Source organism: Paraburkholderia sediminicola, from assembly GCF_046026855.1.
GTDB classification, from domain to species: domain Bacteria; phylum Pseudomonadota; class Gammaproteobacteria; order Burkholderiales; family Burkholderiaceae; genus Paraburkholderia; species Paraburkholderia sediminicola_A.
In genome coordinates this window covers 53721-66792 of sequence record NZ_JAQQET010000017.1, presented here as the reverse complement: position 1 = coordinate 66792, position 13072 = coordinate 53721, and the positions used below count along the sequence as shown (strand labels likewise).

The 13072-nt window shown below is 61.0% G+C and carries 9 protein-coding genes; 3 read left to right on the top strand and 6 right to left on the bottom strand.

Going from position 1 to position 13072, the window contains the following annotated elements; genetic code table 11:
* The first annotated feature begins 131 nt into the window (after positions 1 to 131).
* Positions 132 to 617, top strand: coding sequence for a DUF2147 domain-containing protein (locus PQR40_RS19935; protein WP_408235221.1), 486 nt, complete (start codon positions 132 to 134; stop codon positions 615 to 617).
* 154 nt (positions 618 to 771) lie between these two features.
* Here the strand turns inward: PQR40_RS19935 and PQR40_RS19930 are convergent, their stop codons facing one another.
* The 6 genes from PQR40_RS19930 to typA form a co-directional block, all read right to left on the bottom strand.
* A complete protein-coding gene (locus tag PQR40_RS19930) occupies positions 772 to 1221 on the bottom strand; it encodes a transposase (RefSeq protein ID WP_408389304.1) in 450 nt (149 codons plus the stop codon).
* 162 nt (positions 1222 to 1383) lie between these two features.
* Entirely contained in the window at positions 1384 to 2481 is a 1098-nt protein-coding gene (zapE, locus tag PQR40_RS19925) for a cell division protein ZapE (protein ID WP_408235215.1), read from the bottom strand.
* A 90-nt stretch (positions 2482 to 2571) separates the two neighbouring features.
* Positions 2572 to 4002, bottom strand: a complete 1431-nt coding sequence (gene lpdA, locus PQR40_RS19920; protein WP_408509711.1) for a dihydrolipoyl dehydrogenase — start codon at positions 4000 to 4002, stop codon at positions 2572 to 2574.
* A gap of 139 nt (positions 4003 to 4141) precedes the next feature.
* Complete coding sequence (gene odhB / locus PQR40_RS19915) at positions 4142 to 5404, bottom strand: 2-oxoglutarate dehydrogenase complex dihydrolipoyllysine-residue succinyltransferase (RefSeq protein WP_408389300.1); 1263 nt, start codon at positions 5402 to 5404, stop codon at positions 4142 to 4144.
* 133 nt (positions 5405 to 5537) lie between these two features.
* Positions 5538 to 8399: a 2-oxoglutarate dehydrogenase E1 component gene (locus tag PQR40_RS19910; RefSeq protein ID WP_408389298.1), complete on the bottom strand. Its 2862-nt coding sequence runs from the start codon at positions 8397 to 8399 to the stop codon at positions 5538 to 5540.
* 429 nt (positions 8400 to 8828) lie between these two features.
* Entirely contained in the window at positions 8829 to 10655 is a 1827-nt protein-coding gene (typA, locus tag PQR40_RS19905) for a translational GTPase TypA (RefSeq protein WP_408235203.1), read from the bottom strand.
* Between the two features lie 318 nt (positions 10656 to 10973).
* On the opposite strand from typA, the gene PQR40_RS19900 reads away from it, so the two are divergent.
* Both PQR40_RS19900 and PQR40_RS19895 read left to right on the top strand, forming a co-directional pair.
* Entirely contained in the window at positions 10974 to 11489 is a 516-nt protein-coding gene (locus PQR40_RS19900) for a MarR family winged helix-turn-helix transcriptional regulator (RefSeq protein ID WP_408509710.1), read from the top strand.
* Between the two features lie 49 nt (positions 11490 to 11538).
* Complete coding sequence (locus tag PQR40_RS19895; RefSeq protein ID WP_408389295.1) at positions 11539 to 13062, top strand: efflux transporter outer membrane subunit; 1524 nt, start codon at positions 11539 to 11541, stop codon at positions 13060 to 13062.
* Positions 13063 to 13072 lie beyond the last annotated feature (10 nt).

Genomic DNA, 13072 nt, shown 5'->3' with positions numbered 1-13072 from the left:
TAGCCGAAGTTGAACCTGAGGGGCAATACAAGGCATACGAGGCGTCACGGCGGCCGCAGTAGAAGGCCGCCCGAGATGCTAATAACGCCGCGCGACCATGATCGCGCCGTCTTTAATCAAGGAGGAAGACAATGATGCAATTCGCTCAACGCGCGCGCGCAATCGCGCTTCGCACAGCCAAACATGCCGCCCTCGCAGGCGTACTGCTCGCCAGCGCTGTCACGGCAATGGCGCAGACCGATTCCCCAATCGGCACGTGGCAAACCATCGACGATCACACCGGCCAGCCCAAAGCGCTCGTGCAAATTACACAGGACAGCGGCGGCTCGCTGAGCGGCAAGGTGATCAAGGGACTCAATGCCAATGATCAACCGGATCGCCGCTGCACCGAATGTACGGACACGCGCAAGGACCAGCTGATTCTCGGCATGACGATTATCAACGACATGAAAAAGGACGGCGACGCCTGGGATCACGGGCAGATTCTCGACCCGGAAAACGGCAAGGTCTACAAGTGCAAGATGCACCTGGAAGACAGTGGGAACAAGCTGATCGTGCGTGGCTACATCGGCGTTTCGCTGCTGGGTCGCTCGCAGACCTGGATTCGCCAGCAATAGTAATAGCAGGCGGGTACTTCAGGCCCCGATGCCTGACGCGCGAATGTGGCGTTCCATCAAGGCCGCTACTGCTGCCAGGATGGAACCGGAAGAAACGGCCGACGATCGAAATCGTCCGGCCGTTTTTTTGTTTGAGTCTGGCTGGTCGGGGTGGTCATGCAGCGTGCTTGAAGGGCGACGCATACGCGAACGGCGAAGACGGTAACGGCTTGACCGATACCGGGCTATACGCCGTGGGCGCAGTGGCCGGAACCTTTTCTGCGTCAACACTCTTCTGTTCCGCGCTCACATGCGTGCGCATGCGCGCTTCCATGAGGTTACAGAGCTCTTCGCTCGCCGCGCCGAATAGCTGATCCATGACGCGCTTGAGTACGCCGGATTCATACCACGCCTTGAAGCGGCGATGGCAGGTTTGATACGACGGGTATTTGCGCGGCATGGCGGACCAGGTCGCGCCACTGTACATCACCCACAACACGCCGTTGAGCACCGAACGCGTGTTGGCAAGCGGCCGGCCACGCAGTTCAGAGCGCGGACGCAGCTCAGGGAGCAACGGTGCAATGCGTTGCCATTCTTCATCATTGATATCACGGTGCGGATTCATGGTTTCTCCTTTGTTAGAACCATGACAAAGAAGATATCCAGTCGTCCGCGGACGGAACATAAGACCAATCCGAATCTTGAAAATACGCCTTCGGACCCCGCCGGTTCGGTGAGCGGACCGTGATCTATCGCAAAAGCATCGACACCCGCGTCACGCGGCTGCTTACGTCAACGACGTATCGACGAGCCGGCGCGGCGCGTCGAGATATTCTTTCGACTGCATTTCAACGATGCGCGAGACCGTGCGTGTGAATTCGTTGGCCATCGGGCCGTCGACGTACAGTTGATCGGGCGGCACCGCTGCCGACATCAACAGTTTGACCTTATGGTCATAGAACACATCGATCAACCAGGTGAAGCGGCGTGCCTCCGACGCCATGCGCGCCGACATCTGCGGCACGCCGGACAGGATCACAGCGTGAAAACGGCTCGCCAGTTCCAGGTAATCGTTCTGCGAGCGCGGACCGCCGCACAACGTCGCGAAATCGAACCACACAACACCATCAGCACGCCGCAACGCCTTCAGCTCGCGCTTTTCGATGTGCAGGATAGGACTCTCATCGGGCACCGCTGCAAGACGCGAGAATGCGTCGCGCAACGCTTTGTCCGAGGCCGCGCCGAGCGGCGTGTGATACACCTCGACCTGGGCCAGCGTGCGCTGGCGGTAGTCTATGCCCGCGTCGACATTGATCACGTCGAGCTTCGACTTGATCAGTTCGATTGCCGGCAGCATACGGTCGCGATGCAGACCGTCCGGATACAGCGTGTCCGGATCGTAATTGGACGTCATCACGAATTGCACGCCGTTCTCGAACAGTTTGTCGAGCAAGCGGTACAGAATCATCGCGTCGGCGATATCCGACACGTGGAATTCGTCGAAACAGATCAACCGGTAGCGCTTGGCGATACGGCGCGCGAGTTCGTCGAGTGGATCGGCCGTGCCTTTCAGGTCTTCCAGTTCGCGGTGCACCTCGCGCATGAATTCGTGGAAATGCAGCCGCGTTTTGCGCTGCACCGGCACGATCATGTAGAAGCTGTCCATCAGGAAGCTCTTGCCCCGTCCTACGCCGCCCCACATGTACACGCCGCGCGGCAAGTCCGGGTGGATGATCAGCTTCTTGAACGCATTCGAGCGGCGCGACTTGTACTCGACCCACTCGTCATAACACCGCTGCAGACGGTCGACCGCCGCGCGTTGCGCCGGATCCGATTGGTAACCCCGCGTCTGCAGTTCTTTTTCGTAGTATTCGGTGACGTTCATTGTGTTGCTGCAAAAAGAAAGGCGGGAGGGAGTGAACCCGCCCGCCTTTGTGGTGATGCCAGAATTGCGTTCAGTCAGGCGTGCGTGTGATTACATGTTCAGCGCGCGTTTGTCCACGGCGAGCGCCGCTTCACGCATGACTTCCGACAACGACGGGTGCGGATGGCAAATGCGGCCGATGTCTTCCGACGCCGCCTTGAATTCCATCGCCACCACGGCTTCCGCGATCAGATCCGATGCGTTTGCCGAGATGATGTGCACGCCCAGCAGTTCGTCGGTCTTAGCGTCGGCGATCATCTTGACGAAACCCTCCGCCTTGTTGATGCCCAGCGCACGGCCGTTCGCCATGAACGGGAACTGACCCGTCTTGACTTCGCGGCCTTCGGCCTTCAGTTGCTGCTCCGTCTTGCCGACCCACGCGATTTCCGGTTCGGTGTAGATCACCCACGGAATGCAGTTGTAATCGATATGCGGCTTCTGACCGTCGATGATTTCGGCAACCAGCACGCCTTCGTCTTCAGCCTTGTGCGCGAGCATCGGGCCACGCACCACGTCGCCGATCGCGTACACGGTCGGGACTGCCGTCGCGCAGTGGTCGTCGACGTCGATGAAACCACGCTCGTTCGCCTTCAGGCCGATGGCTTCGAGACCGAGGTTGTCGGTGTTCGGCACGCGGCCGATCGACACGATCAGGCGGTCGGCTTCGAGCGTTTGCGCGTTGCCGTCCTTGTCTGTGTAGGCGATCGTGACGCTCTTGTCGGTGGTCTTCACTTCGCCGACCTTCACGCCGACCTGGATGTCCAGACCTTGCTTCTTGAACTGCTTGGCGGCTTCTTTAGCCAGTGCCTGGTCGGCCGCGCCGAGGAATTCCGGCAGCGCTTCGAGCACGGTGACTTCCGCGCCCAGACGACGCCACACCGAACCCAGTTCCAGCCCGATCACGCCCGCGCCGATCACGGCGAGTTTCTTCGGCGTGGATTCGAAGCTCAGTGCGCCTTCGTTGTCGGCGACGATCTTGTTGTCGACCGGAATGTTCGGCAGGTGACGCGCCTTCGAGCCGGTCGCGATGATCACGTTCTTTGCCGTGACCACCTCGGTTTCGCCTTCGCCGCTCACTTCGATCTGCACGCCGGCGTCCGTCTTGCCGGTGAACTTGCCGTGGCCCTTGAGCCACGTGATCTTGTTCTTGCGGAACAGGAATTCGATGCCCTTGGTCATCTTTTCGACGATGCCTTCTTTACGGGCCATCATCTTCGCGATATCGACCTTCACATCCGACACGGAAATGCCGTGGTCGGCCAGGTGATGCGACGCGTTTTCAAATTCTTCCGACGACGCGAGCAGCGCCTTCGACGGAATGCAACCCACGTTCAGACACGTGCCGCCGAGCTTCAGCGTGCCGGCCGGGTTCTTCCACTGTTCGATACATGCGACGGTCTTGCCGAGTTGCGCTGCGCGGATTGCGGCGATATAGCCGCCGGGGCCGGCGCCGATCACGACGACGTCAAATTCTTTGGACATGACAATCCTTTTGATGACGGAACAGCGCGCGGCCACGCTTCGTGGCGCGCGTCGTTTCAGTACTGCGGAATGCTAAAGACGTGCTGCTTACATGGCGTCGGCATGCGCGATCACAAGCCGACGCCGGCCTAACCGGCGCTTACAGGTCGAGCAGCAGGCGCGCCGGGTCTTCCAGCGCATCCTTCATCGCGACCAGCGACAGCACCGCTTCGCGACCGTCGATGATCCGGTGGTCGTACGACAGCGCCAGGTAGTTCATCGGGCGGATCACGATCTGGCCGTTTTCGACCACAGCGCGTTCCTTCGTGGCGTGGACGCCCAGAATGGCGGATTGCGGCGGGTTGATAATCGGGGTCGACAGCATCGAGCCGAACACACCACCGTTCGAGATCGAGAACGTACCGCCGGTCATTTCTTCGATCGACAGCTTGCCGTCTTTGGCCTTCTGGCCGAATTCAGCAATCTTCTTCTCGATTTCGGCGAGGCTCAGCTGATCTGCGTTGCGCAGGATCGGCACCACCAGGCCACGCGGCGAACCAACCGCGATACCGATGTCGAAGTAGCCGTGATAGACGATGTCGTTACCGTCGATCGACGCGTTCACGAGCGGGAATTTCTTCAGCGCGTGAACAGCCGCCTTCACGAAGAACGACATGAAGCCCAGCTTCACGCCATGTTCCTTTTCGAACTTGTCTTTGTACTTGTTGCGCAGATCCATCACCGGCGCCATGTTCACTTCGTTGAACGTGGTGAGGATGGCGTTGGTTTGCTGCGACTCGAGCAGACGCTCGGCGATACGCGCACGCAGACGCGACATCGGCACGCGTTGTTCCGGGCGGTCCTTCAGCCACTGGTCGGCCGAGGCCGGTGCCTTGACGTCCGGCAGCGACGGCTTCGCAGCCTTCGGTGCGGCAGCCGGTGCCGGTGCCGCCTTGGCAGCCGGAGCGCCCGCGGTCAGCACATCGCCCTTGGTGATGCGGCCGTCACGGCCCGTGCCGGCGACGTCGCCCGCGCCCAGACCCTTCTCGGCCATCAGCTTGCCGGCAGCCGGCGAAGCAGCGGTGTTCGTACCCGTTGCGGATGCGGCCTGAGCGGCCGGTGCCGGTGCGGCAACGGGTGCCGGCTTCACTTCGGCTTCGACAGCAGCGGCGCTTGCCGTGCCTTCGGTGTCGATCTTGGCGATCACCTGATCCGCGACGACGATGTCGCCGTCGTTCGAGATCACTTGTGCGAGCACGCCAGCGGAGGGTGCCGGCACTTCGAGCACGACCTTGTCGGTCTCGATTTCGATGAGAATTTCGTCTTGTGCAACAGCCTCGCCGGGCTTCTTCTTCCACTGCAGCATCGTGGCTTCCGAGACCGACTCGGAAAGCTGGGGAACCTTGACTTCAACAATAGCCATTATGAATATCCTGAATACGTATCGGGTGACGGCGCAGTGAACGACGACCGCCTGCGAACCTCGAATGCCGCGAATGATCTTTCAGACGCGGCACGGGAAAGCGCCCTGCGCTTTCCCGGTTCGGCTCTAGTGTTTATTTAGCGATCGACGCGCTCTTGAGGCGGCCGAAAGCGCCTTCGATCAGCGCCTTCTGCTGCTCGTAGTGCTTCGCGTAGTAGCCGACAGCCGGCGAGGCCGAAGCCGGACGGCCGCTGTATGCCAGCTTCTGCCCTTCCTTCATGCCTTCCTTCAGGTGGTGCTCGATGTAGAACCACGGGCCTTGATTCTGCGGCTCGTCCTGCACCCAGACCACTTCGGTCGCGTTGTCGTACTTCTTCATTTCCGCTTCGAACTGCTTGTGCGCGAACGGATAGAGCTGTTCGATACGGATGATCGCGACGTCGTTCGACTTCGATTCACGGCGATGCGCCAGCAGGTCGTAGTACACGCGGCCCGAGCAGGCCACCACGCGCTTGACCTTCTTCGCTTCGATCGCTTCGTCGATTTCGCCAATGATCGGCTGGAACGCACCCTTCGCCAGTTCGGACAGATCCGACACGGCTTCCTTGTGACGCAGCAGCGACTTCGGCGTAGCGACGATCAGCGGCTTCCTGAACAGGCGGATCATCTGACGGCGCAACAGGTGGAAAATCTGCGCCGGCGTGGTCGGCTGAACGACCTGCATGTTGTGGTCTGCGCACAGTTGCAGGAAACGCTCGATACGTGCCGACGAGTGCTCCGGACCTTGACCTTCATAGCCGTGCGGCAGCAGCATCGTGAGACCCGAGACGCGGCCCCACTTCACTTCGCCCGACGAGATGAACTGGTCGATCACGACTTGCGCGCCGTTCACGAAGTCGCCGAACTGCGCTTCCCACGCGACGAACGTATTCGGTTCAGCGGTCGAGTAACCGTATTCGAAGCCCAGCACCGCTTCTTCCGACAGCACCGAGTCGATCACGTTGAACTTCGCCTGACCTTCTGCGACGTTCTGCAGCGGCACGTAGGTGCCGTCGTTCCAGCGCTCGCGGTTCTGATCGTGCAGCACCGCGTGACGGTGCGTGAACGTGCCACGGCCCGAGTCCTGACCGGTCAGCCGCACTGCGTAGCCCGACGCGACCAGCGACGCGAATGCCAGGTGTTCGCCCATGCCCCAGTCGAGCTTCGCTTCACCACGGCCCATCGCGCGACGGTCGTTGATGACGCGCTCGACCAGCGGGTGAACCTTGAAGTTTTCCGGGATCGTGGTGATGCGCTCAGCAAGGCGCTTCAACTCGGCGAGCGGTACTGCCGTGTCGGCTGCGTCGGTCCACTTGCGGTTCAGGAACGGAACCCAATCCACCGCGTACTTGCTCTTGTAGTTCGAGAGCACCGGGTCGACCGTGTGATGACCTTCGTCCATCGCCTTGCGGTAGGCCTTGACGAATTCGTCGCCTTCTTCCGCGGTGATGACGCCTTGCTGGACCAGCTTCTCAGCGTACAGTGCGCGCGTGCCCGGGTGCTTCGCAATCGTCTTGTACATCAGCGGCTGCGTAACAGCCGGCGTGTCCTGCTCGTTGTGACCCAGCTTGCGGAAGCAGACGATGTCGACGACGACGTCCTTGTGGAACTGCATGCGGAAGTCGATGGCCAGTTGCGTAGCCAGCACGACCGCTTCAGGATCGTCACCGTTCACGTGCAACACCGGCGCTTCGATCATCTTGACGACGTCCGAGCAGTACAACGTGGAGCGCGAGTCGCGCGGGTCCGACGTCGTGAAGCCGATCTGGTTGTTGATGACGATGTGCAGCGTGCCGTGCGTGCCGTAACCGCGCGTTTGAGCGAGGTTCAGCGTTTCCATCACGACGCCCTGACCTGCGAAGGCCGCGTCGCCATGGATCTGCACCGGCAGCACTTGCAGGCCGCTGTCGTCGCCGCGACGATCCATACGCGCCTTCGCCGAACCTTCGACCACCGGGTTGACGATTTCGAGGTGCGACGGGTTGAACGCGAGCGACAGGTGGACCGGGCCGCCTTCGGTCGAGACGTCCGACGAGAAACCCTTGTGGTACTTCACGTCGCCGGCCGGCAGGTCGTCGACGTGCTTGCCTTCGAATTCGGCAAACAGGTCAGCCGGCATCTTGCCAAGCGTATTGACCAGCACGTTCAGACGGCCACGGTGGGCCATGCCGATGACGATTTCCTGCACGCCGTTGGCGCCGCCATGACGCACGACTTCGTCCATCGACGCGATGAAGCTTTCGCCGCCTTCGAGCGAGAAGCGTTTCTGGCCGACGTACTTGGTGTGCAGGAAGCGCTCGAGGCCTTCAGAGGCCGTCAGGCGATTCAGAATGTGCTTCTTCTTTTCATTGGAGAAGTTCGGCGTCGAACGGATCGACTCGAGCTTCTCTTTCCACCAGCGCTTCTGTTCCGGATCGCTGATGTACATGTACTCGGCGCCGATCGTGCCGCAGTACGTGTCACGCAGGGCCTTGACGATCTCGCGCAGCGAAGCACGCTCGAACCCGAAATACAGATTCGTTGCGCTGAACTCCTGGTCCATGTCGGCTTCAGTGAAGTCGTAGAACGCGGGTTCAAGTTCGGGGATAGCGGGACGTTCGCGGCGCTTCAGGGGATCGAGATTGGCCCATTGCGAGCCGAGGAAGCGATATGCGCCGATGAGGGACTGCACATAGACCTGCTTGCGGGAAGTAGCGAGATCTTCGCCGCCGGCCGCCGCGCGCGGGATAAAGGCATTAGCCTTGGCTCGTTGCGCAAACGATTCGACGATCGGGCCGTGGGCCACGTCGTTGGCATTGCTGCCATCCGATGCAGGGACGTTCTGCAACGCGTCGAAATAGCTGCGCCAGTTCTCGGGCACTGACGCCGGATTGTCGAGATACGCTTCGTACATTTCTTCTACGTACGGAGCATTGCCGCCGAACAGATAGGAGTTCGACTGGAATTGCTTCATCATTTTTACGCTCACCTTTCTTCGAGTTTCTCGAGAAATAGCGGGTTACAGAACCTTCCGCGACACGGCCTGACCGTTTGGCGGATTGCGCGAATCAAGTCTTGCTTGGAAGGACCTAAAACTTTGCACCCGGGGAGCATATCACAGAACGGATAGTGCAGATAGCAGACGGATTGCCGCTCGAGCCCGTCGTGACGGGCTTTCAGGGGCATTACCAGCGCTCGCAACAGTCTTCTGCGAGAAACGGGGACAAACGGGAACAAACGGAACACCAACCGCAGAACAACTGCATCCAACGGCTGCAGGCGGTCTGAGGTAGCCGGCGCAAACTGCCGGCCACCGCTCCCTCGACGCCAGAGGGGCCAGAAACGGCAAAAGCCACCCAGAGGTGGCTTTTGCCTGACATCGCACCGCTAAAGGCCCGGTGCCGATTTAGTCCACTGCGCCCTTACGGCTGGCGCTGCGGCGCTCGTGTTCCTTCAGGTAACGCTTGCGCAGACGAATGGATTGCGGCGTGACTTCGACCAGTTCGTCGTCGTCGATGAATTCGACCGCGTATTCCAGCGACATCTGGATCGGCGGCACGAGGCGCACTGCTTCGTCCGTACCCGACGAACGCACGTTGGTCAATTGCTTACCCTTGATCGGGTTCACGACCAGGTCGTTGTCACGGCTGTGAATGCCGATGATCATGCCTTCGTACAGCGGCTCGCCCGGCGATACGAACATACGGCCGCGGTCCTGCAGCTTCCACAATGCGTACGCGACTGCCGCGCCGTCGTCCTGCGAAATCAGCACGCCGTTACGACGCTCGCCGACACCGCCTTCCCTGACCGGCTGATACGAGTCGAACGTGTGGCTCATCAGGCCCGTGCCGCGCGTCAGCGTCAAGAACTCGCCCTGGAAACCGATCAGGCCACGCGCCGAAATACGGTACTCGAGACGCGTACGGCCACGGCCGTCCGACGCCATGTCGAGCATTTCACCCTTGCGGCGACCCAACTCTTCCATCACGCCGCCCTGGTGAGCGTCTTCCATGTCGACCGTCAGGTTTTCGTACGGCTCGTGCTTCACGCCGTCGACTTCCGTCATCACCACGCGCGGACGCGACACGGCCAGTTCGTAGCCTTCACGGCGCATGTTCTCGACCAGAATGGTCAGGTGCAGTTCGCCGCGGCCTGCCACTTCGAACGTGGTCTCGTCGCCCGTTTCTTTCACGCGCAGCGCCACGTTGTGGTTCAGCTCCTTCATCAGGCGGTCACGGATCTGACGGCTCGTGACGAACTTGCCTTCGCGGCCGGCCAGCGGCGACGAATTGACGAGGAAGTTCATCGTCAGGGTCGGTTCGTCGACGGTGATCATCGGCAGCGCTTCCGGTTGTTCCGGAGCGCAAATGGTCACACCGATACCGATTTCTTCGATACCGTTGATCAGCACGATGTCGCCCGCTTCAGCCGCCTCAACCTGCACGCGCTCAAGACCCTTGAACGACAGCACCTGGTTGATCTTGCGGTTCAGAATCGCACCGTCCGGACCCGAACGCACGGCCACTGCCATACCCGGCTTGATACGGCCGCGCGTGATGCGGCCCACGCCGATACGGCCGACGTACGACGAGTAGTCGAGCGACGTGATCTGCAGTTGCAGCGGACCTTCCGGATCGGCCGGGCGGACCGGAACGTGTTCCAGCACGGCGTCGAACAGCGGACGCATGTCGCCTTCACGCACATCCGGGGTCAGGCCGGCATAGCCGTTGAGACCCGATGCGTAGACGATCGGGAAGTCGAGTTGTTCGTCAGTTGCACCCAGCTTGTCGAACAGATCGAACGTCTGGTTGATCACCCAGTCGATCCGCGCGCCCGGCCGGTCAACCTTATTGATCACGACGATCGGCTTGAGACCGAGCGCCAGTGCCTTCTTGGTCACGAAGCGCGTTTGCGGCATCGGGCCTTCGACAGCATCGACCAGCAGCAGCACCGAGTCGACCATCGACAGCACGCGCTCCACTTCACCGCCGAAGTCGGCGTGGCCCGGCGTGTCGACGATGTTGATGTGCGTGCCTTCGTACTCGACCGCGCAGTTCTTCGAAAGAATCGTGATGCCACGTTCCTTTTCGATGTCGTTCGAGTCCATCACGCGCTCGACAACCTGCTGGTTGTCGCGGAACGTGGCCGTCTGGCGGAGGAGCTGATCGACGAGCGTGGTCTTGCCGTGGTCGACGTGGGCGATGATGGCGATATTGCGTAGGGCGCGAGTCATAGGAACCTGGAGACAGTTGAGTGCGCCCGCAGCAGCATTGTGTACGAAGCCAACAAAGCCCAAAGCGCACTTTTGGGAACCCAACATTATAGCACGGCGAAATGAAGCTTTCTGGTATTCCCTGATAGCCCCACTGTTTTCCTCGCAGCGACGTGTAAGAAATAAGGTCATTCTGCATCAGCAATAACCTAGGCAAACCCGCACGCATTGTGCCTTGAGCAGGAAAAGTTCCTTGCCTAAGCTGTAATAACGCTTGCCGCGTCAATCAACCGCCCCCTATAATCCTGCCTAGTCAACCATTGCATTCGCACGAGAATCATGACGGAGCCGTCCTCTACCCCCACGCCGGATATCAGCGAGTACCAGCTAGGCGAAAGTGTCGGCTATCTGATCTCGCGGGTGAGGTCGACCATGTCCAACCTGGTCACGCAGCGCAGCATGGCTGAACTGGGCATCACCAGCCAGCAAGGCAGCATCCTGTTCATGGTAGCGAGCGGCAAATGCCTGCTGGCGGCTGAACTGGCGCGTGAATACGGCATTGACGCAAGCGCCGTCACGCGTCTGGTCGACCGGTTGGAAAAGCGCGGCCTGCTGACGAGGGTGCGCAGCAACGAAGACCGCCGGGTCGTGCGACTCGCGCTGACACCGGAAGGTCACGCGATCGCGGCAAAAATGCCCGCGATTTTTAACGGCGTGCTGGGCAACCTGCTGGGTGGTTTTACCCCTGAGGAAGTCGGTTTTCTGAAAAGCATGCTGCGTCGTGTACTCGTCAATTCCGGTGAACAAACGGGACTAACCCGTGATGCAACAAGCAATTTTGACAGCAAATCGTAATAAATTGCTTGCAGTGTCCATCATTACATTCCACTCAAAGAGTCGAGCGATGAAATCCCTTTCCCTGTCCGCGCCCGCGCTTTCGAGCCGGGCCGCTGTCGCCGCCGCGGTGACGGCGCTCGCCCTCACGGGGTGCGCGAACTACTTCGGTATGAAGAGCGACAAGCAGATCTCGTCGCCGGCCCAGTACGAGTCTACCCAGAGCCTGTCCGGCCAGGGTGGCCAATGGCCGTCGCTCGACTGGGCCAACCAGTTCGGCGACCCGCAGTTGCCCAGGCTGATCGCAGAAGCGCTGGAAGGTAGCCCCTCGATCGCGCAGGCTCAGGCGCGCCTCGCCAAGGCTTCGTCATACATTGAAAGCTCGCGCTCGGCGCTGTACCCGAAGGTCAACGGCAGCTACTCATGGACCCGCGAACTGTTCTCGGGAAACGCGCTCTACCCGCCTCCGTACGGCGGCACCTGGTATAGCGAGAACAACGTGCTGGCGAGCGCGTCGTGGGATCTGGACCTGTGGGGCAAGAACCGCCAGCGTCTGGGCCAGGCCGTGTCGCAGGAAAAGGCGGCCGAAGCCGACATGCAGCAGGCGCGCGTGACGCTCGCTGCATCCGTGGCGAGCACCTACAACCAGCTTGCGCAATTGTATGCGTACCGCGACATCGCCGCGCGCGAAATCGCCAACCGCCAGGATATTGGCCGCATCACCAACGGTCGCGTGGCCGCCGGGCTCGATACCAACGTCGAACGGCAAACCGCGAACGGCAACATCGCGACCAGCCAGTCGAATTTGACGGATCTCGATGGTCAGATCACTGTGGTGCGCTATCAATTGGGCGCGTTGCTCGGCAAGGGTCCGGATCGCGGCCTGCAGATCGCCAAGCCGGTCCTGACCAGCGGCGAAGCGGTAGCGCTGCCGGACAACCTGCCGGCCGACCTCGTGGCGCGCCGCGCGGATATCGTCGCCGCACGCTGGCAGGTGGAAGCCGCGATGCATGACGTGAAGGAAGCGAAAGCGGAATTCTTCCCGGACATCAACCTCGCCGCCGGCGTCGGTTTCGATGCGTTCGGCTGGGGCCGTTTCCTTAAGTCGGGCAGTCGCCAGATGCAACTCGGCCCGGCGATTCATCTGCCGATCTTCGACGCCGGCGCACTGCGCTCGCAGTTGAAGGGCCGCTACGCAGACTTCGACCTCGATGTGGCGAACTACAACCAGACCCTGATCAGTGCCCTCTCGGACGTCGCGACGCAAGTGTCGTCGATCCGTTCGATCGACCAGCAATCGGGCGACGCACAGCGCGCGCTCGACGCGTCGACCAAGGCCTATCAGTTGGCGGTGATCCGCTACAAGGCCGGTTTGTCGCCGCAGTTGCAGGTGCTGACCGCCGACCAGAACCGCCTTAGCGCAGAACAGACGGTGACGGGCCTCAAGATGCGCCGCCGCGACATGCAGATCGGTCTCATCAAGGCGCTCGGCGGCGGTTTCGACGCAACGCAGACCGGTCTCGTGGTGCCGACCGATGCCCCGGCATCGGCCGCCGCGGCATCGGCCACCGCCGCGACCGCCGCTGCAAACTGAAGCCACATCG

Coding starts and splice junctions, on each gene's coding strand:
- PQR40_RS19935 (WP_408235221.1), top strand. CDS start 132: ATGATGCAATTCGCTCAACGCGCGCGCGCAATCGCGCTTCGCACAGCC.
- PQR40_RS19930 (WP_408389304.1), bottom strand. CDS start 1,221: ATGAATCCGCACCGTGATATCAATGATGAAGAATGGCAACGCATTGCA.
- zapE (WP_408235215.1), bottom strand. CDS start 2,481: ATGAACGTCACCGAATACTACGAAAAAGAACTGCAGACGCGGGGTTAC.
- lpdA (WP_408509711.1), bottom strand. CDS start 4,002: ATGTCCAAAGAATTTGACGTCGTCGTGATCGGCGCCGGCCCCGGCGGC.
- odhB (WP_408389300.1), bottom strand. CDS start 5,404: ATGGCTATTGTTGAAGTCAAGGTTCCCCAGCTTTCCGAGTCGGTCTCG.
- PQR40_RS19910 (WP_408389298.1), bottom strand. CDS start 8,399: ATGATGAAGCAATTCCAGTCGAACTCCTATCTGTTCGGCGGCAATGCT.
- typA (WP_408235203.1), bottom strand. CDS start 10,655: ATGACTCGCGCCCTACGCAATATCGCCATCATCGCCCACGTCGACCAC.
- PQR40_RS19900 (WP_408509710.1), top strand. CDS start 10,974: ATGACGGAGCCGTCCTCTACCCCCACGCCGGATATCAGCGAGTACCAG.
- PQR40_RS19895 (WP_408389295.1), top strand. CDS start 11,539: ATGAAATCCCTTTCCCTGTCCGCGCCCGCGCTTTCGAGCCGGGCCGCT.